This is a genomic window from Spiroplasma diminutum CUAS-1, assembly GCF_000439455.1.
Classification (GTDB): Bacteria; Bacillota_I; Bacilli_A; order Mycoplasmatales; family Mycoplasmataceae; genus Spiroplasma_A; species Spiroplasma_A diminutum.
Genome location: NC_021833.1, coordinates 717,472 through 739,516, shown reverse-complemented (window position 1 = coordinate 739,516; position 22,045 = coordinate 717,472). Strand labels below are relative to the sequence as shown.

Annotated in this window: 22 protein-coding genes; 17 read left to right on the top strand and 5 right to left on the bottom strand. The window is 25.3% G+C overall.

Annotated features, from left to right (window positions below; genetic code table 4):
- Window position 1 precedes the first annotated feature (1 nt).
- The 5 genes from SDIMI_RS03430 to SDIMI_RS03410 all read left to right on the top strand — a co-directional run bounded on the left by SDIMI_RS03430 (window position 2) and on the right by SDIMI_RS03410 (window position 5,747).
- The gene (locus tag SDIMI_RS03430) at window positions 2-664 is read left to right on the top strand and encodes a copper homeostasis protein CutC (RefSeq protein ID WP_020836600.1); all 663 of its coding nucleotides are present in this window, start codon (window positions 2-4) and stop codon (window positions 662-664) included.
- Entirely contained in the window at window positions 664-1,965 is a 1,302-nt protein-coding gene (trmFO, locus tag SDIMI_RS03425; protein WP_020836599.1) for a methylenetetrahydrofolate--tRNA-(uracil(54)-C(5))-methyltransferase (FADH(2)-oxidizing) TrmFO, read from the top strand. Before SDIMI_RS03430 ends, trmFO begins: the two co-directional genes overlap by 1 nt.
- A 26-nt stretch (window positions 1,966-1,991) precedes the next feature.
- Window positions 1,992-2,699 (top strand): hypothetical protein, encoded by a 708-nt coding sequence (locus tag SDIMI_RS03420; protein WP_020836598.1) that lies wholly within the window; start codon window positions 1,992-1,994, stop codon window positions 2,697-2,699.
- An 81-nt stretch (window positions 2,700-2,780) separates the two neighbouring features.
- The gene (locus SDIMI_RS03415) at window positions 2,781-4,709 is read left to right on the top strand and encodes a biotin/lipoyl-containing protein (RefSeq protein ID WP_020836597.1); all 1,929 of its coding nucleotides are present in this window, start codon (window positions 2,781-2,783) and stop codon (window positions 4,707-4,709) included.
- Between the two features lie 69 nt (window positions 4,710-4,778).
- Window positions 4,779-5,747 (top strand): 3'-5' exoribonuclease YhaM family protein, encoded by a 969-nt coding sequence (locus tag SDIMI_RS03410; protein ID WP_020836596.1) that lies wholly within the window; start codon window positions 4,779-4,781, stop codon window positions 5,745-5,747.
- Window positions 5,748-5,761: 14 nt separating this feature from the next.
- Here SDIMI_RS03410 and SDIMI_RS03405 read toward each other — a convergent pair whose 3' ends face one another.
- The 3 genes from SDIMI_RS03405 to SDIMI_RS03395 all read right to left on the bottom strand — a co-directional run bounded on the left by SDIMI_RS03405 (window position 5,762) and on the right by SDIMI_RS03395 (window position 10,224).
- Entirely contained in the window at window positions 5,762-6,163 is a 402-nt protein-coding gene (locus SDIMI_RS03405; protein ID WP_020836595.1) for an HIT family protein, read from the bottom strand.
- A 66-nt stretch (window positions 6,164-6,229) separates the two neighbouring features.
- Window positions 6,230-7,939 (bottom strand): lipoprotein, encoded by a 1,710-nt coding sequence (locus SDIMI_RS03400; RefSeq protein ID WP_020836594.1) that lies wholly within the window; start codon window positions 7,937-7,939, stop codon window positions 6,230-6,232.
- Entirely contained in the window at window positions 7,939-10,224 is a 2,286-nt protein-coding gene (locus tag SDIMI_RS03395; RefSeq protein ID WP_020836593.1) for a lipoprotein, read from the bottom strand. Before SDIMI_RS03395 ends, SDIMI_RS03400 begins: the two co-directional genes overlap by 1 nt.
- Window positions 10,225-10,366: 142 nt before the next feature.
- Between SDIMI_RS03395 and sufC the strand changes: the two genes are divergently transcribed.
- Genes sufC through SDIMI_RS03365 form a run of 6 tightly spaced genes read left to right on the top strand, consistent with a single transcriptional unit; the run spans window position 10,367 to window position 15,738 of the window.
- Entirely contained in the window at window positions 10,367-11,110 is a 744-nt protein-coding gene (sufC, locus tag SDIMI_RS03390) for a Fe-S cluster assembly ATPase SufC (RefSeq protein ID WP_020836592.1), read from the top strand.
- Window positions 11,110-11,880: a SufB/SufD family protein gene (locus tag SDIMI_RS03385; RefSeq protein ID WP_020836591.1), complete on the top strand. Its 771-nt coding sequence runs from the start codon at window positions 11,110-11,112 to the stop codon at window positions 11,878-11,880. The genes sufC and SDIMI_RS03385 overlap by 1 nt, the downstream gene beginning before the upstream one ends.
- The gene (locus SDIMI_RS03380; RefSeq protein WP_020836590.1) at window positions 11,880-13,094 is read left to right on the top strand and encodes a cysteine desulfurase; all 1,215 of its coding nucleotides are present in this window, start codon (window positions 11,880-11,882) and stop codon (window positions 13,092-13,094) included. The genes SDIMI_RS03385 and SDIMI_RS03380 overlap by 1 nt, the downstream gene beginning before the upstream one ends.
- Before the next feature lie 17 nt (window positions 13,095-13,111).
- Window positions 13,112-13,546, top strand: coding sequence for a Fe-S cluster assembly sulfur transfer protein SufU (gene sufU / locus SDIMI_RS04630; protein ID WP_020836589.1), 435 nt, complete (start codon window positions 13,112-13,114; stop codon window positions 13,544-13,546).
- A gap of 3 nt (window positions 13,547-13,549) precedes the next feature.
- Window positions 13,550-14,962, top strand: coding sequence for a Fe-S cluster assembly protein SufB (sufB, locus tag SDIMI_RS03370; RefSeq protein ID WP_020836588.1), 1,413 nt, complete (start codon window positions 13,550-13,552; stop codon window positions 14,960-14,962).
- A 17-nt stretch (window positions 14,963-14,979) separates the two neighbouring features.
- Complete coding sequence (locus SDIMI_RS03365; protein WP_020836587.1) at window positions 14,980-15,738, top strand: hypothetical protein; 759 nt, start codon at window positions 14,980-14,982, stop codon at window positions 15,736-15,738.
- Here SDIMI_RS03365 and SDIMI_RS03360 read toward each other — a convergent pair.
- Both SDIMI_RS03360 and SDIMI_RS03355 read right to left on the bottom strand, forming a co-directional pair.
- A complete protein-coding gene (locus SDIMI_RS03360) occupies window positions 15,735-16,190 on the bottom strand; it encodes a hypothetical protein (protein ID WP_020836586.1) in 456 nt (151 codons plus the stop codon). The genes SDIMI_RS03365 and SDIMI_RS03360 overlap by 4 nt on opposite strands.
- Window positions 16,191-16,204: 14 nt before the next feature.
- Complete coding sequence (locus SDIMI_RS03355; RefSeq protein WP_020836585.1) at window positions 16,205-16,444, bottom strand: NifU family protein; 240 nt, start codon at window positions 16,442-16,444, stop codon at window positions 16,205-16,207.
- An 88-nt stretch (window positions 16,445-16,532) separates the two neighbouring features.
- Between SDIMI_RS03355 and SDIMI_RS03350 the strand changes: the two genes are divergently transcribed.
- From SDIMI_RS03350 to SDIMI_RS03325, 6 genes are all read left to right on the top strand, one after another.
- The gene (locus SDIMI_RS03350) at window positions 16,533-16,859 is read left to right on the top strand and encodes a S1 RNA-binding domain-containing protein (protein ID WP_020836584.1); all 327 of its coding nucleotides are present in this window, start codon (window positions 16,533-16,535) and stop codon (window positions 16,857-16,859) included.
- Window positions 16,860-16,875: 16 nt separating this feature from the next.
- Window positions 16,876-18,156, top strand: coding sequence for a glucose-6-phosphate isomerase (locus SDIMI_RS03345; RefSeq protein ID WP_020836583.1), 1,281 nt, complete (start codon window positions 16,876-16,878; stop codon window positions 18,154-18,156).
- A 66-nt stretch (window positions 18,157-18,222) separates the two neighbouring features.
- Window positions 18,223-18,726: a dUTP diphosphatase gene (locus SDIMI_RS03340; RefSeq protein ID WP_020836582.1), complete on the top strand. Its 504-nt coding sequence runs from the start codon at window positions 18,223-18,225 to the stop codon at window positions 18,724-18,726.
- Window positions 18,727-18,744: 18 nt separating this feature from the next.
- Window positions 18,745-19,860, top strand: a complete 1,116-nt coding sequence (locus SDIMI_RS03335; RefSeq protein ID WP_020836581.1) for a hypothetical protein — start codon at window positions 18,745-18,747, stop codon at window positions 19,858-19,860.
- A 1-nt stretch (window position 19,861) separates the two neighbouring features.
- Window positions 19,862-20,599: a TrmH family RNA methyltransferase gene (locus SDIMI_RS03330; RefSeq protein WP_020836580.1), complete on the top strand. Its 738-nt coding sequence runs from the start codon at window positions 19,862-19,864 to the stop codon at window positions 20,597-20,599.
- A gap of 18 nt (window positions 20,600-20,617) precedes the next feature.
- Complete coding sequence (locus SDIMI_RS03325; RefSeq protein WP_020836579.1) at window positions 20,618-22,033, top strand: NADP-dependent glyceraldehyde-3-phosphate dehydrogenase; 1,416 nt, start codon at window positions 20,618-20,620, stop codon at window positions 22,031-22,033.
- Window positions 22,034-22,045: the final 12 nt, after the last annotated feature.

Here is a 22,045-nt window from a genome sequence, read left to right as displayed (position 1 = left end):
AATGTTATTAGAAGTAATTGCAAAAGATTTGAATGATATTAAAATAATAAATAATTCAAAAGCTAATAGAATTGAATTTTGTCGTGAATTAAAAGTTGGGGGATTAACTCCAGAAAATGATGATATTAAATCAGCTTGTGAAATTTCCAAGTTACCAGTTAACATAATTGTTAGAAATACGTCAAGAGATTTTATTTACAGTGATAACGAAAAACAATTGATGTTAGATCAAATTGAATTTATAAAAACAACAAAAGCTAATGGAATAGTTATAGGAGCTTTAAAAAGCGATTTATCAGTGGATATTGAATTTCTTAAAGAAATAATCAAAATAAAAGGGAATCTAGAAATAACTTTTCATAAAGCATTTGATGAGGTTAATAATTTTATTGAATCTTATAAAATTTTAAATGAATTAGGAATTACAAATGTATTAACTAGTGGTGGAAAAAATTTAGAAATAGGTAAAGAAATTATTAAGAAATTAAATGACTTAAAATTAAAAACAAAAATATTAGTTGGTGGAGGAATTAACCAAAAAAATTTCTCATATTTTAAAGAAATTACAGATAATATTCATGTTGGAACTTGTGTTAGAAATAATTCAAGTTGAGATGAGAGTGTAAATTCTTTAGAAATAGATAAATTGTTGGAGATTAGTTAATGAAAGTAAATATAATTGGTGCAGGTTTAGCAGGTTGTGAAGCAGCATGACAATTAGCAGAAAATGGAATTGAAGTACATTTATATGAAAAGAAAAAAATTCAGAAAAATGAAATTCAAAAATCAGAAACTTTTGCTGAATTAGTTTGTTCAAATACTTTTAGAAGTCTTTCTACACAAAATGCAGTTGGTATTTTAAAAAAAGAGCTAGAACTTTTAAATTCATTTATTTTGAAATGCGCTTATGAAACTCAAATACCTTCTGATGATGCTCTTGCAGTTGATAGAGAACAATTTTCAAAACTTGTTGATAATAGAATAAGAAATCATAAGAATATAAAAGTATTTGAAGAAGAATATTTAGATATAGATAACGAAGAAATAACATTGATTGCAACTGGACCCCTGTGCTCTGATGATTTTAAAAATCAATTAGAAAAGTTATTGGGTAAACAAAAATTGTTTTATTTAGATGCCTCAGCACCAATTGTTGAAAAGCAGTCAATAGATTTTTCAAAAGTATATTATAAATCAAGGCATAAAAATGATAAAAGTTATATTTGCATACCTTTGAATGAAAATGAATTTGATATATTTCATCAAAAATTAATTAAAGCAAAACAAATTAAATTAAAGGATTTTGAACAAGAAATATTCTTTAAAGGTTGTCAGCCAATTGAACAATTAGCAAAAACATCTAAAAAAATATTATTAAAATCAGCTATGTCTTCTAATGGATTAGAAGATGAAAATGGAGTTAAACCATTTGCAGTTGTTCAACTTAGAAGAGATGATGCATTAGATAATTTATACAACATTGTAGGTTTTCAAACAAATATAACTTGAGCAGAACAAAAGGAAATATTTTCAAGTTTACCTGGACTTGAGAATGCTATATTTAGAAGATTTGGTGTAATGCATAAAAATAACTTCATTAATTCCCCAAAAATACTTAATAAAAAACTTCAAATGATGAGAAAGAAAAATATATTTTTTGCAGGTCAAATTACTGGAGTTGAAGGATATATAGAATCATTTGCTTCAGGTCTTGTAAGTGCATTGGGAATAATTAGTTATATTAATAATAAAAAGTTTGTACCATTTCCAGAAAATACGATTTTAGGAAGTTTAATAAATTATATTACAAATCCAAAACATAAGAAGTTAAAACCTATGAAATCGAATATGGGATTAATAAATATTGATCCAAGTTTAAAATTTAATTCAAAAGAGGAAAAAAACAACTTTATATATAAAAGCAGTTTATTAACAATAAAAACCTTTATTTCATTAAACCTATAAAATAAGTGAAATGGAGGTTTTTTTGTTTGTATAGAGATAAAAGAATATGAGCTGAAATAGGTTCTAGATTGGTTTCAAATCTTTCATATTATAATGATTTTAAAATATCAGAAGAAGAGATATTTGATTTAATTGCAAACGATGAATATTTATTAGATGATTCTGAAGAGGTTTATGGTAAGAGATTAATAAACTTTCTAAAAATTTGAGAAATTATAAGAACAAAAATTATTGAATCAAAAGAAAATTTTAAAGTTGGTAAAAAACGCATTTGATCGTTTACCAGAGAGGATTATAAATTAATATATAATCTTCTAGATGGTACAGAAGAATTTGAAAATTTTTTTTTAGCAGAAAATAGAAATAAAGAAGAAATTAATGAAATGATTAGTTTTTTTGAAGATTCGTTAATTGAAGATTCAAGTGCAGAATCTTTTTTAGAAGATTTATTAGTTTTATTGGTTTTTTTTGCTATACAAAAACCTTTAAATGATAAAACAGCAGTTTTTATATACCTAATTTCAAATGCAATGATATTGTATAAAGGTTTTGGACCAATTTTACCAACTTATAGAGGAGAAATAGTGGAGATATCAAATTTAATTTCTCGTATTGCAATTCAATGTCAAAATATTGATATGCAACATTATAATAAAAATCGCTTATTTAATATATGTTTAAAAAGATTAATTGATATATGCGAAACTAATAAAACTTTTCTAGAGTCCTTATAAAAAAAGTTTTATACTTCTTTTAAAGTAGTGTAAAATAAAATTAAGTAGTGTTGGGCGACACTAAATTAAAAGGGGCTATTTATGGAGAAAATTAAATTTAAAAATACAAAAAAATATAAAGGAATAGTTGAAAAAGTTTTTGTTAAAGAGGGACAACCAGTTAAAAGGAATGAAATCTTGGCAGTGATTTCAACTCAATTAGAAAAATTTGAAATTCGTTCTACAATTGAAGGTGTTATAAGAAATATATACGTTATAGAATCACTTATTGTATCTAACGGAGATACTGTTTTTGATATTTTCTCAGATAAAGAAATTAATAACCTTTTAAAAAAACCGTCAAATATTAATGATACTTTAAGAGAAGGTTTAAATGAATTTGGATATTTAGAAAAATTAATAAATGAGCCAGAACTTAATGAAATTAACGAGGATAAGGAATTTGTAATTGAAGTTGAAGATTCTTTAACAGAAGAATTATCAAATTTAAGCGATTTGGAAAATCAATATTATAAAGAATTAGAAATTACTGAATCATTAGATAAAATTGAAGATAATTTTGAAATAAATATAGATATAGAAAATACTAATTTAGATCAATATAAAAATGAAGAAAGTGTTGAAGAAAGCGAATTAGAATTTGATTCTTTTGAACCACCAAAATTTTCAAAAAGTGAATCTAATATTATAGATTTGGATATCAAACCTTTAACTGTTGCAGACTCAATTACAGAAGAATTAGCAATTAATCATGCAATAGTATATGAAGATGAAAAAGATATAGAGATTTTTTCAGATCATAATCCAGTTATTTCAGAAACACAAGTATTAGAAAAAGTTTCAAATCAAAACTTCTTATCAAAATTTACATCTGATGCGGATGGAAGAGAATTAGAAAGTGAAATTTTAATTACAGAAAACAGTGATAGAGAAGATCAAAAAATAAAGGAAAATAAAGAAATAATTCAAGAAGTAAAAGATGAAATTAGCAAGGAAAAAAAGGAATTAGAAAGAAAAGTTGAAAATGATAAAAAAGAATTTTCTTTAGATGGACCAAAATTTGATTATTTATCAGAATTAGAAAATGAAAAAATAGATATTTTATTAAAAAACAGTGAAGAATTAGAAACTAAATTTTATAAGATCAAAAATCAAAAGGAAGAATTGGAAGAGAAAATTAAAAATATTGATAATAAAATTAATAAATATAGTTCAAGATTAAAAAATAATTTTGAAAATACAGTAAAAGAAATAAATGTAGAAAAGTTTGAAGAGAAAATTCAATCATTTGATGAAAAACTATCATCGTTTATTTCAAAAACTAAAGAAGAAAATTCTCAAACAATTAATTCTTTATTGAAAAAAGTTAATGATAAAATTAATGATTTAGATTTAAAAATTAAGCAATCTTCTAATTTAACTAATAATTCATTGATAAGTGAAAAAAATTCAGTTATTGATAATGTTAAAATTGATTCTTTCTCATATAAATTAGATATAACAGCTTTAATTAGTTTACAAACTTTAATGGCAGAACCTTTAAAGAAAAAAGGGATAGAATTAGAATTAAATGCATTTTTTGTTAAAGCTTTAACAAAAACTTTAGATAAATTTAATGAATTAAATTCTTCAAATTCAGCTATAAGATTAATTAAATCACGTGGTTTTAACTTAAATGATACTATTGTGAAAGTACAAAAAGATACAAATATTTTAAATATTTCTAGAGAAATAAATAAAAATATTGAAACTAAAAATGAAAAAATTAATGTTTCATTATTTGATTTATCAAACTTTGGAGTTGATAATGCAAACTTTGGACTTTCAAAAGATTCAATAATTTCGATTTATGCTTCAACAATTTCAAACTCTTTTAAAGAAGATGGAAACCTATCAAATTTTATTAAGATTAATTTTGCATTTAACTCTAATAAATTAGAACCAGAAGATGCTATCTTATTTGGTAAAGAGTTTATAAGTTTATTAAAAAATCCAGGATTTTTAATTTAATAATTAAATAAAGCACTAATCATTAGTGTTTTTTTTGTTAAAATTAATTTATCTTTGAGGAGTACAAATATGATTAATCAAATAAATGCCGAAAGCAAACTAGTCACTTTAATAGCTAGGATAGAAAAAACAATATTATCGACTGGAAATAATGGATCAAATTACTTAATTTTAAATTTAGTTGATATGTCAGGAAGAGTAGAAGCCAGACTTTGAAATTCTACAGAAAAAGATGTTGAAGAGTTGAAAACTGGGTCAATTATTAAAATTGAAGCAGCTACAAATGTTTATAGACAACAATTACAGTTAAAAGTAAATTCTTATGAAGTAATTAATGAAGAGGAATTTGAAAAACATTCAATTAATATTGAAATGTTTAGTATTAGTGCTCCAATTAATGTTGATTCTAATTTTGAAAAATTAGTTGAGTTTATTAATAGCTTAGAAAATGAAGTATATAAAAAAATAACTTTGGAAATTATTAAATCTTATGAAAGTGAATTTAAAACATTTCCTGCAGCTGTAAGCATTCATCATAACGTTGTGGGGGGATTGTTTTGACACAGTTATTCACTATTAATGGGAGCAAAATCAATAAAAGAAGTATATAAATATGCAAATGTTGATTGAGAATTAGTTTATTGTGGAGCTGTTCTTCATGATATAGGAAAAGTTATTGAAATGGCTGGAAAAAATGCAGCAGAATATACAGATGAGGGAAGACTTTTAGGACATATTTCAATAGGTAATACTTTTGTTTCAAACAAAGCAATAGAATTAAATTTACAAGATAATAGAGATGTATTAAAATTACAACACGTAATTTTATCAAGTCATGGTAAAAATGAATATGGTTCACCAGTGGAACCTTCATTAATAGAGGGTGTTATAATATCTTCACTTGATGCTCTTGATGCAAGAATATATAAAATTAATGATGAACTTGAAAAAGTGGAAAAGGGAGCTTGAACTGGAAGAATCCTTTCAGAAGATGGTAGAAGTTATTTAAATCATTATAATAAAAAGGAAACCAAATAGGTTTCCTTTTTTATTTATATTAATTTTTCATAGATTTCATTAATATCTGTTAAATCTCCAGGTTCATTGTTTATTTTAAAGCCATAACCCTTTTCTTTAATAAATTTGGGAACAATATGCTCATGATAGTGAAATACCATTTGAAAGGCCTCAGAACCTTGATTAGACACATAATTCATACCTTTGGCGTCTAATTTTTCTCTTAACATTTTTGCTACAATCTTTTTAGTTTTTGCAACTTCTTGTAAATAAAAATCATCTGTATTTTCATAATCTAAAAAATGCTTTTTAGGAATAACTAGTGAATGTCCATTACTGTTAGGAAAAATATCTAAAAATGCTAAAGTATGATCATTTTCATATATTACTTTTGCTTCCATTTCCTTATTTATTATTTTACAAAATATACATTCCATTATATAAAACCTCTTTTCATAAATATTTTATAAAAAAATAAACCTAAATTAGGTTTATTTTTAATTTTATTCGTCTTTGTCATCTTCACTTTTAATATAAGTTCCAATTTTATTTCATAATCCTGCATAGTAAACTTGATCTTTATCTAAATATTTTGAATAAATAATAGTTTTTGCCAATTCACTTGATGCTGAACTTTTTGAAACACCATACATAATTTGATTTAATAATGCTGTTTGTTTTGTTGAATCTTTAGCTAATTTAGCTACATCTTTTGAGTGTAAAGATTTATTATTAGAATTATTTCATCTATCTAAGTAAACTGTTTCATTTCCAATTGTATTACTAAATTTGATTGGAGCAGATTCATTTTCTCCATTTTTTCCTTCAATTTTATAGTAACTTTCTTTACTTTCATCTGATCCACCAAGTAATTCAATCATATAAATTGGAAGTACTATTACTAAATCAGCATAGTTACTATTTTCTGAATCAACTGTTAAGAAGTTCTCTGAGCTTGATTTAACAATTCCAGCTCCTTTATTTCATGATTTTACTTTAGATTCATAAGTTTTTCCTGAAATAGGACTGTCTCCTAATGAAGTATCTCCATCATAAATTGTTAATCCTTGATATCCTTGTAAACCAAAGTATGAATCATAAGCTGTTTTTGAATCAGTTATTGGTTTAATATCTTCTGAATTTTCAAATACCTTATAAATTTCATTTATTTCTTTACCATTTTTTAAAGCACCACTACTTTGGTCAAGTAACCCTTCAGCTTTTTTAATTAGATCATTAATTGCTTTGATATTTGAATTTTGAGTAACATCAAATCTTAATGTTCAAACCATTTTAACATTTGTTTTTCAACTTTCATTAATAGAAGTTTCTGTCAGAGTTTGAGTTTTTGTAAACATTGCTGAAGAAGAATTAATAAAAGGAGCTTTTTCACTTTCATTTGTTGTTTTAACATCAAACATTGAAGCTTTTAAATAAGCATTTGTTAAAAGGTTTTCATTAATTTCTTCTAATAATTTTGATTCAAAGTAATCTTGAAATCTTAAATATAATGCTGTTTTTGAAGAAATATTTTTCATTGTACCACTAGTGTCTTTTACATAAAATACAGAATTTGATCCTTCTTTGTATTCACTTGTAAGTTGTGGAATTGTGGGAAGAGAATAAGTTTTACCAGATTCCACTCCTTGTTCATTTGTGAAACTTCAAATAGTATTTTCATCACCAATATAAACATGTTTATTTGCAGAACTAACTTTAAATTCAGTTCCATTGATATCTTTTACATCAGTTTCATTTTGAATATTTAAGTTGTAATTATTTCTTATTGCTCAATAATCAAGTCTTGTTGAAGTAATTGATTTAGTATAATCTTCAAACAATTTATTTTCAGCAATTGTTCTTGATTCAATATTATATTTACTTTTGAATTCCTTATCTATAGTATTTTTACTATATTCTTCAAAACCAAGATTTTTATATAAAGTGTTTGTAGCATCATAACTGTATTGTAATGATAAAAGTTCATTTACCATATTTACAATAACAGCTTCAATTTCTGCATCTGTAAAGATTGAGCCAAAGTCAATATTTGCAAGATCTTTATTTCCTGAAATTGCAACAAGTAATTGTTTTGCAAGTTCTTTATCTAATTTTGGTGTTGTAATTCTTTCTTTTGTAGTACATGCTACAACCAAAGAAGGGGATGATACCACTAATGACATTGCACCAAGTATTCCTAGTAATCTTTTCATTATTTAGTACCTCCATTCTTGAAAGTTATATATGAGTTTTGAATCTCACTTGTTATTTGACCAAAATTTAGTACAATATAACTTTTTGCTTGTTTTGAATAGACATAGTTATATGAAATGGCATTATTTTCATCAATATCTTTTGGCATTCAGAATCTTTGATTTGTTTCTTGTACAAGTTTTTCTCTATATCCGTTTTCTCCATCAATTATAATTTCTTGCTTTGGATAGTTACTTGCATCAGTTTTAGTTCTAATTTCTTCTGTTCATTTATCAAATGATTCTGTATAAAAAATTGAAGGATTAATTGCATTTAAACTTTGTTTAGTTTCAACAGAGGAATAGAATCATTTTTCTGTTTTTTCAATTGCTTCATTTTGTTTGTTTTCACCATCAGTTTGGAATTGAACGTAGGTCTTAATAAATTCACTTTGGTCTTTTATAGTTGAAACTGTTTTAAAGTAATCAAATACAGAAGTCATTCAATATGAAGCTGATTCAGTTGATGAACTTATTTGAGCTCAATCTTTAACTTCAGACATAATATCAAAACTTGAAGCTGACCCTGAAACTCCCTTTAGCATTGAAGAGTTTGTTAAATACTTTAAATATGGATTAACTATTGTAGTGTTCAATTTTTTGTAAGTTCCACCATCTGAGTTAACTATATTAGTTTGTAGTTCATTTACTTTTTCTTCTGCTGTTAATGCATTATATTTTTTAAATGCATTCAACTCAGTTAAAGTTTCTGAATCAATTTGATTTTTATCTTCGCTTAAACCTTTAATTGCTTTACCATCTACTTTGACAGATCCATCTTTAAAATAACTATAACCATCTATTTGAACAATGTGTAATCCAGTTGAATCTACATAATAAACTCTGCCTAATGTGTCATTATATAAATAAAATTTTGAATTATCTTTAGCTCTTGAAATTTTAGGAATAATTTCTCCTAAAATACCATCATTTTCTTCTGCAAAAGCAGCTCCTCCAGAATAGTTTTCACCATTTACTTTATTACCCAAAACAAAGTCATATACTACAGATCTCATATCTTGAGTGAAATCTGTTGAATTACTTAAAGTCATTAATTTATCATAATGTTTAACTGTAGCTTTTGTGTGATTAGCAGCTTTACTTTCAACTATTCATCTTCTTCATTCACTACCATCTACATCATCTTGGATATCTTTTAGTAATTGATTTGTATTTTTCTGATCAATTCCATCATTTGATTTAAAACTATTTACTGTTACTCCATTATCAAATGACCCGTTTTCAGAAAATGGTATTACAACTTCACTTATTGCAAGTGGAGCTTGTGTTGTATAGAACTTATCTAAAAAGTACTTTTGAGAGTTACTTAAAAATCCTGCTCTAGAGTTATTAGTATCATTTAATGTAAAGTTATTTAAATTTACAGGTGTATCATTGATAATTTTATCAGTAGTTATTTCAACTGCTTTTTTTGCAGCAGCCACTAAATCTTGAGTACTACTTGTTTCAGTAAGTGTAGTTGCTTTTCAATCACTTGCTTCTGCTTTTGTTGAGTTTTCAATTTGAGCAATTTGATCTAAGTCAGCTTTTACATAGTTTGCTATTTTAGTATCATCATTTGAATCAACAATATTTTTTAATGCTTTGTGTTTTTTAACAATATCATTTACTCCAATTCAAGTAACTCCTTGTTGATTTGTGTTAAGTAAAACATCTAATAGTGTTTTTGAAGCACTATTATTTGAATCTGTAAGTAGTATATTTGCTTTGTATTTGTTTTCTAGGAAGTTTAAATCCATTGATTTAACATCATCTTGATAAACGCTGTATTTTTCAACTAGCATTTCTTTTCATTTTTTTTCTCACTTTTTACCATAGTCTTTTTTATATTTATCTTTTTCTGTTGTAATTTGTCTATCAACAGTAGCATTTAAACTTTTTCATCTTTCACTTAGTATATTTGCTAAATCATAATTTGTATAAATACTTTCGTCTATATTATTATTTTCGCTTGTTGTATTTGCTAAGATAGATAAATTTATCATTTTAAGTAAATCTAAAGTAAGTTTTTCTTTATTTTGAGGTCCATTTTTATTATTTATTAATTTAAATAAAATATCACTTGAACTGATACTTGCTGTTCCATCAATAGATTGAAGAAATTCAATTAAAATTGAATTTCCATATTCATCTTTTTTATCGTAGTTTGTCCCACAAGCAACAGCCATTTGTGCTGTTGTTGCAACTAAACTAACACTTCCTAGTAGTGTTAATAATTTTTTCACACCATTCACTCCTTGGTTTATATCAAAATAATTATAAAGAAAAATAAGAGAAAAAGACATTTAATTCAAATTAAATATTAAATAAAATGATTTTTATTTTCATAGATAAGTATCTATAATAATAAGGCAAGGAGTTTTTAAAATGCATAAATTAGAGATTAAAGATCTATATGTAAATATAGAAGACAAAGAAATTTTAAAAGGAGTTAATTTAACAGTTAATTCAGGAGAAATACATGCCCTAATGGGACCAAATGGTAATGGTAAATCAACATTATTAATGGCAATTATGGGACATCCAAAATATGAGATTATATCAGGAGATATATTGGTTGATGGAGAATCAATAATTGAGATGAGTGTTGATGAAAGAAGTAAAGCTGGTTTATTTTTAGCAATGCAAAATCCACAAACAATTCCAGGAGTGTCAAATTTAGAATTTTTGAAATATATTGTGAATGCTCACAGTGATGAAAAGAAAAAATTACAAGAAATATTTAAAGATATTAAACAAGGAGCCAATGAATTGGATTTTGATTTAAATATGTTAAAAAGATTTGTAAACGATGGGTTTAGTGGTGGAGAAAAGAAAAAAAATGAAATACTGCAATTAAAAATGTTAAATCCAATTTTTAGTTTAATTGATGAAATTGATTCAGGCTTAGACGTTGATGCCTTAGAAGTAGTTTCAAAAAACTTAAATCAAGTTGATTTATCAACAAACGCAATGGTTATTGTTTCACACTATGATAGATTCTTTAAAAAAGTGCAACCAACTCATGCTCACGTTATTATTGAAGGAAAAATAGTAACAAGTGGTGGAAATGAAATAGTTGAAAGAATTAATACAGAAGGTTATTCATGAGTAAAGGAATTAGCTAAATAATGACTAACTTTAACTTGAATGAATCTTATATAGATTTTAGAAATAACTTACCTTCAAGTTTTACATTTGAAAATAGTGAAAACAAAATAATATTGTTAGAAAATGATTTTGGATCAATTGATTTAAATCTTGAACAAGATGTTGAATTAAATGTAGTTGTACTATTTTTGCCTTCAACAAATATTTCAAAAAAAGAATTTAATATAAATTTTAATTTGAAAAAAAATTCAAGATTAGATTTAAAAATATCAAATATCGCAAATTATAATTGTGATGATACTTTTACAATTAATCTAAATGAAGAAAATACATCTATTGAATTTTATAATGCAACAGTTATTAATAAAGATTTCAATAAAAACTCAATTATTAAATCAATTCATAATGCAAGAAATTCATATTCAAATATTAGAACATATGAGGTTTTAAAAGATACTTCAAAAGGGTTTATCAGATGTATTAGTGATATTAAAAAGGGTTCTAATCAAGCTGAAGCTCATCAAGAATTAAGATTATTAGTTCTTGATAAAGAAGCAAAAGCAGATTCAGATCCAGTGTTATTAATTGATGAAAATGATATTATAGCAAGTCATGCTAATGCAATTGGTATGCTTGACCCAGATCAAATATTTTATTTATTATCAAGAGGTTTAAATGAAAATCAAGCTCAGGAATTGATAATAAATGGGTACTTTGAGCCAGTTTTTCAAGAGATTGATGATGAAGACTTATTAAAATATTTAAAAGAACAATTAAAAGGAATGATTTAATGAATTTCAAAGATAATTTTTCATATTTTAAAAATAACTCACAAGAGATTTATTTTGATTCTAGTGCAACTTCGATTAAATTTGATAAAGTAATTGAAGCTCAAAGTGAATATGATTTAAAAATTGCAGCAAATACTCATAATAATTTATTTGATAATGCTTATAAAGCAAATCAAATACTTTTAGAAACTAGACAAAAGGTTGCAAACTTTATTGGAGTTGATGATTATAGAGAAATTATTTTTACAAGTGGAACAACACATTCTTTAAATCAGTTAGCATTTGGATTAAGAAAAGAATTTAATGAAAAAGATGAAATTCTTTTAACAAAATTAGAGCATTCATCTAACTTATTACCTTGAAGAGTTTTAGCAGAAGAAGAAAATCTAAAAGTTGATTACCTAGAATTAGATGAAAACTTTTTAATTGATATATCTAAAATATCAAATAAAGTTAATGATAAAACTAAAGTTATATCATTTGCTATGAATTCAAATACAATCGGGAGTTTAAATAATGTAAAACAGATTGTAAAAGAAATTAGAAGAATCAAAAAAAATATAATTATAATTCTTGATCTTGCTCAGTCAATTGCACACAATAAAATTAATTTAAAAGAGCTTGATGTTGATTGTGCTGCATTTTCAACTCATAAACTTTATGGTCCATTTGGACTTGGAATATTATGGGCTAGAAAAGAAATATTAGAAAAATTGAAACCAATTTTTTATGGAGGAGGCAACAACACAAGTATTAGTGTTGATAATTATAAATTAGCTCCAATTCCTGAAAAATTTGAAGCAGGAACATTAAATTTATCAGCAATATATGCTTTTAAAAAGTGTTTAGAACTTATTCAAAAGTTAAATATTGAAAGAATGATATCTTATGAAGAGGAATTAAAAAATTACTTTAAGTTAAGATTAAAAGAAATTGACCTTTCAAAATTTGATTTTTATAATTTAAAAAATAATCAACCAATAGTTTTATTTAATTTAAAAAATGTAAATTCGCAAGATTTTGGTTCATTTTTAAATAAAAAATATAAGATATCAGTTAGGGTTGGAAAACATTGTGCAAGACTTGCAAATGATTTATTTAAAGTTGGTTCAACAATAAGAGTAAGCTTTTCAATTTACAATACTAAAGAAGATATTGATAAATTTATTGAAGCATTAAAAGATTGTGATAGTTGAATTGAAGAAATAATTTAGTAAAGGAGATTTAAAATATGTTTGACAAAAATGACAAAATCCAATTAAGACAAATAATAATGGAACATTATACTCAACCAGACTTTAAAGGTTTGATAGACAATAATCAATCTATTATAAAGTTTCAAGATTCTCCAACATGTAGTGATGAAATTAACGTTCAATTACTAATTGAAAATAATATTATAAAAGAAGCAAGATTTGATGGGAATGCATGTGCAATTTCAACTGCTTCTACAGATATACTCTGTTATAAATTAAAAAATTTAGAGGTAAAAGAAGCTCAAAATCAATTATTAAATTACTATAATATGATTTCTGGAAATGATTATGATGAATCAATTCTTGAAGAATTAATAGCTTTTTGAGAAATTAATAAGCAAGGAAATAGAATTAATTGTGCACTTTTAGGTGCTGATGGATTTAAATCAATTTTAAATAAGGAGGTGTAGAAAATGAAAAAACTAAAACAAGAAGAAGAAATTAAACAGATATCAGATTATAAATATGGGTTTAATGAAGGGGAAGTTTCAACATATAAAGTTCAAAAAGGATTAAATGAATCAGTTATTAGAGAAATATCTAAATATAAAGAAGAACCAGAATGAATGTTAAATTACAGATTAGAAAGTCTAAAAATATTTGAGCAAAAACCACAACCTGGTTTTGGACCAGATCTAAATTGAATAGATTTTAATGACTATTTTTACTACACAGAAGGTGCAGGAAAAACTGTTAAAACTTGGGATGAAATTCCAGACAATATAAAAAGAACTTTTGACAGACTTGGTATTCCAGAAGCTGAAAAAAATTTTTTAGCAGGAATTAATGCTCAATGAGATGCTCGTCCAGTATATGAAAGAATGAATGAAGAGTTGGAAAAACAAGGAGTTATTTTTACAGATTGTGATACAGCTTTAAGAAAATATCCAGAATTATTTAAAAAATACTTTGGTCAATTAGTAAAAAATGATGATAACAAATATGCTTCATTAAATGCAGCAGTTTGATCAGGTGGAACTTTCATTTATATTCCAAGTGGAGTAATATTGGAAAAACCTTTACAAGCATACTTTAGAATTAACTATCAATCTTCAGGACAATTTGAAAGAACTCTAATTATTGTTGAAGATGATGCTCAATTACATTATATTGAAGGATGTACTGCACCAGTTTATTCAGAAAATAACTTACATGCAGCTATTGTTGAAATCTTTGTAGGTAAAAGATCAAATGTAAGATATACAACAGTACAAAATTGAAGTGATAATGTTTTAAATTTAGTTACAAAGAGAAGTATAGTTGAAGAGGATGGAAGAATGGAATGAATTGATGGAAACATTGGTTCAAAAGTTAACATGAAATATCCAACTTGTATTTTAAAAGGTGATAGATCTCAGGGAGACACTATTTCAATTGCTGTAGCTAAAAAAGGGGTTTATCAAGATGCAGGAAGTAAAATGATTCACTTAGGAAAAGAAACAAAATCAAAAATTGTTTCTAAGTCAATCACTTTCCAAGGTGGAACTGCAAATTATAGAGGTCTTGCATATATTGGACCAGAAGCTATAAATTCTAAAGCTAGAGTTGAATGCGATACATTGATTTTAGATAATCAATCACATTCAGATACAATTCCACAAAATAAAGTACATAATAATCAATCACAAATTGAACATGAAGCTACAGTTTCAAAAGTAAGTGAAGAACAATTATTCTATTTAATGAGTAGAGGACTTGATGAACAACAAGCATTAGAAATAATTGTTATGGGATTTTTAGAACCATTTACAAAAGAATTACCTTTAGAATATGCAGTTGAATTAAATCAACTTATTAAAATGGATATGGAAGGTTCAGTAGGTTAATTTTCCTAATTAAACATATGAAAAAAAATAAAAATTATAAAAAATGATTCGAATATTATTTTTATGTTTGATGCACTTTAGCTTTATTTTTTGCATTATTATTAGATATTATTTGTGGATATTTATTTGATCCAAAAAAAACAAGTTTTGATTTAGTTATAATTGATCAAACGCTTTATTTATCTGTTTGGGTTGCTCTAATTACTTCAATGTTTGGCTTAATAAATTGAATAAATTATCATAAAAAAAATATGGCTAATTGAATGGTGGGTAAAAATGCTCATACTGCAATTGCTACTTTAAATTTTTTGGTATTTTTATTATTTAATATTACATTTATTGTTCAAAAAGGAGATATTATTGGTTTTGATACTTGATATGGAAGAACAAAATCATCAATTGAGCATATAATTACTCCAATTATGGTTTTAGCATTTTATTTTATTTATCAAAAGGAAAGAATTGAAGATAAAATTTTTGCAAAGAACTATTGTTGATTTAATCTTATATACATTGGTACCTATAGTTTTTATATTCTTTTAAGAACATCACTAATTTATAATCTGGAATCAAATGAAGAGTTAGGATTCTTACCTTTTTTTCCTTATCCTCAAATTGATCCTAAAATAGTTGGATTTCCAATATTTATAATTGGAACTCTTTCAGGGAATTTTGGAACTGTTCTAATATCAATATTTTTAAATGCTATGTCAAATTTAAATTTACTAAAATTAGAATCAAGAAGAAATTTAAAAAATATTAAAAAAAGCAATTAACTTGTTAATTGCTTTTTTGTTACTTTTTTATTTGTACATTTGTAACAAAATAATGTACTCAATTCAATTTTGAAACTCATTTTCTCTGATCTAAAGGCAAAATTATTTACTTCTGGAATTAATTTATCAACAGTTTCAAATCATTTCATGTACTTTTTAGAATTACATTTTTTCTTACAATTTGCACAAGCAACAGTGTTGATATCAAAACGTTTAATTACTGCATTTATTTCTGCTATATATCATTCAAAATCATTCTTTGGATATTCTTCAGAGAAATATTTATCAAATGCATCAATTAATGATCTTTCTGCAGATTCAAACTTCTGTTTTTTATCATTGTATTTTTTTACTAAAAATGGAATTAATAATGAAGCTGTAAAAACAGTTACTGTCGATATTGCAGTTAAGACTGTATTTATAACATCTGTTTCATAAGTTAAAAAATTCATATCAATCTCCTAGTTTACATTACAAGTTCTACGCCATCAATGTCATAAGGGAACTCTTCAATTAAAACACCTTCAACACCTTCTTTGAAAGTCAATTCTGTAAGTCCACATCCAACACAATTACCCTTTAGTCTAATATATACAAGTCTGTCTCTAATCGCTACAAATTCCATGTCTCCACCATCTTGAGTAATATACATTCTTAATTGCTCTAAGGTAGCTTTTACCTTTTCTTCTAAAATATTTTTTTCCAAAATCTCACCTACTTTTTAAAAATTTTTTCAAATTATTATTCTATGTAATAATTTAAGTTTATAATTATTTTGTAAGGAGAGCAATAGGATGTTGAATAAAGGACAAAAAGTAACAGCTAAAATTACGGCTATTGTTAACTATGGAGCTTTTTGCGAAGTGATTGATGAAACAGAAGTTATCAAAGGTTTAATACATATTTCGGAAATTTCAGATTTTTTTGTTAAAAGTGTTGAAGACTTTTTAATTTTAAATGAAGAATATGAAGTAGAGGTAATTGAATTACTTGAAGATAAAAATCAAGTAAAATTAAGTTTTAAATCATTGAGACCAGAATTATTAAAATCACCAGATACAAAAATCAAGGAAACAAAAAGTGGTTTTGATAGCTTAAAAAATAGCGTAGAATCAAAATAACAAGGAGTAATATTAAATGATAAAAATAAACTTTAAAAACTCTAAAATTGAAAATGAAATTTCAAATTTTAGTATTTCAAAAATTCAAGATGTACATAATATGATAGAAAATAAAACTGGCTTAGGGAATGACTTTTTAGGATGAGTTAATTGACCAGTTGAATTTGATAAAGATGAATTAGTAAAAATGAAAAAAGTTGTAGAAAACTTAAGAGAAAAAATTGAAGTTCTACTTGTTGTAGGAATTGGTGGAAGTTATTTAGGAGCTCGTGCGGCTGATGAAATGATTAGAGGTTTATATTCAAAAGATAAAGTAGAATTAATTTATATTGGTAATACTATATCTTCTACTTATACTCAACAAATAGTTGAATATGTTAAGGATAAAGAATTTGGAATTGTAAATATTTCAAAATCAGGAACTACAACTGAACCAGGAATTGCCTTTAGAGTTTTTGAAAAACTTTTAGTAGATCTAAAAGGAAAAGAAGCTTCTAGAGAAAGAATTGTTGCAGTTACAGATAAATCAAAAGGTGCTCTAAAGCAATTAGCAACAGCTGAGGGATATGAGACCTTTACAATTCCAGATGATATTGGAGGTAGATTTTCAGTATTTACACCAGTTGGTATTTTTCCATTATTGGTAGCAGGAGTTAGTGTTGATGATATCTTTAAAGGAGCAAAAAAAGCTATGGAAGATACAAAGGACATTAATAATGATGCTTATAAATACGCAGTTGCAAGACACATCTTGCATACTGAAAAAGGATATAAAGCAGAAACATTAGTAGGTTATGAACTACAAATGCAAACATTTACTGAATGATGAAAACAATTATATGGAGAATCAGAAGGTAAAGAAGGTAAGGGATTATTTCCAACAAGTTGTGTATTTTCAACAGATTTACATTCATTAGGTCAATTTATTCAAGAAGGATCAAAAAACATTTTATTTGAAACAATAATTGATATTAAGAACCCAAATATTGATTTAAATGTTCCCACAAATAGTGAAGATTTAGATGGTTTAAATTATTTAACAACTAAATCATTTCATGAAATAAATAAAGTAGCTCTTGAAGGAGTTATTGATGCGCATGCAAATACTGGGGAAGTTCCAAATATTGTTTTAGAATTTGATAAAATGGATGCAGAAATGTTTGGTTATGCTGCTTATTGATTTATGAAATCATGTGCAATGAGTGGTTATTTCTTAGAAATAAACCCTTTCAATCAACCAGGAGTTGAAGTTTATAAAACAAATATGTTTAAATTACTTAAAAAACCAGGATTTTAGAAAATAAAAAAATGATAGGCAACTATCATTTTTTTAAACTAAAATTAAATTATAGGAGTAATAAATATGTTAAATAAAGAAGAATTAAAGTACTTAAAAGAAAAACAAGTAATGTTAGATAACTATATAATGGAATCAAAAAAAATAATTTTAAATGAAAAGATAATTAAAAAGAAAATAATAGCATTTTTAGTAGAAATTTCAGAGTTTATTAATGAATATAGAGAATTTAAATTTTGGTCAAATAAAGGACCTAGTGAAAGGTCAATAATATTAGAAGAATTGATTGACTGTTTGCATTTTATTATTAGTTTGGGAACAGACATTGATTTTGATTTTTCTCAATTTAGTAATAAGATAATTGAAGCAAATGATATTGATCAATGAAGTCTAAATGTTTATAGAAAAACAATAATATTTGAACAAACATTTGAAAAAAATTCATATAGTGATTTATTGGATGAATTTTTATCAATTATGTATATACTAGATATTTCAAATGATGAAATATTGCAAGTTTATAATAAAAAAAATGAAATAAATTTTAATAGACAAGATTCAGGATATTAAAAACAAAAGGAGGCTTATATGCCAAAGGACAAATTAAAAGATATATATAACTATAAGCCTTCTAATCCAGATGATCCTAAAATACCTAAATTCGATAAAAATAATTATTTTCAATATGATAAATCATTTGACGAATCTCAATATCACTTTGAATCAAGTATTGGAAAAATAGAAAAAAATGATGAATCAAATAAAAAAGAAGAATTATTGGTTGAAGGATTTGAACAAGATAAAAGTCAAGCAACAAGTATAATCTCAAAAATTAAAAAAATGAATGAAATGACAGATACTTTAGAAACTATTGAAAGATCAGCAGAAGAACTTATAACTAATGAATTTGTAATTCCTGATCCAACTTCAGAATTAAATATTTTTAATGCATTTGCAAATAGAAAATATAGAGCTTTAGAAGAATTTAGTAGAACAAAAGATATAATAAAAAATTCTAGAGGAGAAGTGAGAGCAAATTTAACTGAAAAAGAAATTAAAAAAATATTAGATACTTTTAAATTTAAAGTTGTTAAAACTACTCAAAAGGAAGTTGTTATTAAAAACAATAAATATGGTTTTGAAATTTATAAAAACTCTTATGATAATAGATATTGAGTTGCTGCTTCATGTTTTGAAGAAATTTGAGATCCAAAAAAGAATAATTATGTTAATTTATGAGTTGGAAATTCATTTACAGGATATGGCTTTAATGATTTTGAAGAAACTCTAAACCAAACAATGACTATGATGACAAAAGGAAAAACAGGACAAATCATGTGAAGAGATTATGTAACTGGTTGAAGTAAACAAAAGAACAGATTTTATGCAGGAAGTGTTCCAGAAAAATTTACCTTTTTAGAATATAAAAAAATCGTTAAATGATATCGAGAAAATAAAATTTGAATATTAGTTAAACAAGCTAAAGTAAAAGATATTGAAGATTTAATGGAAGAAAATAAAGAAAAAAGAAAAAGAGGAGAATCAATTTCTGCAATGTCAATGATTCAAGCAAAATTACTTGAACCACCTCGCAGAGCTCAACTAATTTTTGGTTATCCTGTTGAAAATCCAAATTATAAAGGAAAGGATTATGTTAACCCTGAAAATAAATTATATGAAATAGGGTTTGCATTTACTGAATAATATGAAAATTACATCTGTTAATAATTCTCTTATTGAAGAGATTCTTTCCCTTAAAGAAACAAAAATGCAAAAGGAAAAGCAAAGTTATATTATTGAAGGGATTAAAATGGTTAATTTGGCTTTAGAAAAGCAAGTTGTAGAAACTATTTTAGTAGAAAAAAATTTATTTGAAAAATATAAACATTTTTTAAATGTAATTGAAATATCAGATAATGTATCTAAAAAACTATCAGATTTAAAAACAAATCAGGGTATTTTTGCTGTTTGTAAAATGCAACAAAAAGAAGACTTAGATGGGAACTATTTAATTTTAGATGGTATTCAAGATCCAGGAAATTTGGGTACTTTAATTAGAAGTGCTTTTGCTTTCGAATTTAAAAACGTTATTTGTTCTAATAATTGTGTAAGTTTTTATAATCCCAAAGTTTTAAGAGCAACACAATCAAATCATTTTGATTTGAATTTAAGAAATGAAGATTTATCATTTTTTTTAGATAAATTAAAACAAAAGAATATAATAGTTGTAGGGACTTTACTTAAAGAAGAAAGTAACTCGTTAGAAAAAATCAAAGTTAATAGAATAGCTTTGATACTTGGAAATGAAGGACAAGGTATTTCCAAGGAAATTTCTAAAAAAATTGATTTAAATATTAAGATTAAAACTAATCCTGATTTAGAAAGTTTGAACGTTGCAATTGCAGGTTCTATTTTAATGAAAGATATTTATTCAATGAATTAAAAAGGGGTAGATTAAAAAATGAGACAATATAAGGCATTAATTAATAATGAATTAGTGGATAATGGTCAATGACTAGAAATAATGAATCCAGCAACATTGGAAATTGCAGGTAAGGTAAGTGCATTAACACCAGATGATATAAATAAAGCATTTTCAGTGGCAAGAAGTTCACAAGAACAATGAGAACAAGTTGAATTGTTAAAAAGAATTTCTATTTTAAAGAGATTTAGAGACTTAATTGATCAAAATAAAGAAGAAATTGCTCAAATAATGTCAGAAGAAATTGCAAAAAATTTAAAAGAGTCACTTGCAGAAGTTGAAAGAACAGTTGAAATTATTGACTATACTTTTGAAGAGGCAAAAAGAATTGAACCAATGGCTTTAACAGGTGAAGGAATGGGTGCAAAAAATAAGTTAGGAGTATTTTCAAGAGTTGCTAAAGGTGTAATTCTTGCAATTTCACCTTTCAATTATCCATTTAACTTAGCATTTGCAAAAATAATTCCAGCATTAGTAATGGGAAATACTGTTGTATTTAAACCAGCAACAGCTGGAAGTTTAGTTGGAGCTTATATGTCAGAACTTGTAATTAAAGCAGAACTTCCAAAAGGAATTTTTAATATTATTACAGGTAGAGGAAGAGAAATTGGAGATATTATTACTTCAAATCCAGAAATAGACATGATTTCATTTACAGGAAGTGTTGGAATAGGTAATCAAATAAGAAAAAATGGAAGTACAACTGATTTAGTTCTTGAATTAGGTGGAAAAGATCCAGCACTTGTATTAGATGATTTAAATCTTGATAAATATTGTGATGAAATTATTAATGGTGCTTTTGGGTATTCAGGACAAAGATGTACTGCTGTAAAAAGAGTGCTTGTAAATAATGAGATTGCAGATAAACTTGTACCTTTATTAAAAAATAAAATTGAATCATTGAGTGTTGGAATGCCAAAAGATAATGCATTTATTACACCAGTTATTGATGAAAAATCAGCTGATTTTATTCAAAGTTTAATTGATGATGCAAAACAAAAAGGAGCAAATATTGTAACAGGTGATAAAAGAGAAAAAAATCTTATGTGACCAACTTTAATTGATAATGTTAGTTTAGATATGAAAGTAGCATGAGAAGAACCTTTTGGTCCTATATTACCAATTATAAGAATCGATACAATTGATGAAATGGTTAAAATTGCAAATGATTCACAATTTGGACTTCAAGCAAGTATCTTCTGTCAAGATATTTCAAAAGCAATATTAACTGCAAAAAGAATTAAAACTGGGACAGTAAATATTAATTCAAGACCTCAACGTGGTCCAGATAGTTTTCCTTTTTTAGGAATAAAAGATTCTGGAGAAGGAGTGCAAGGAATTCGTGAATCTTTATTAAGTATGACAAGATATATGGGATTAGTAATTAATTATTAAAAAGACAAGATT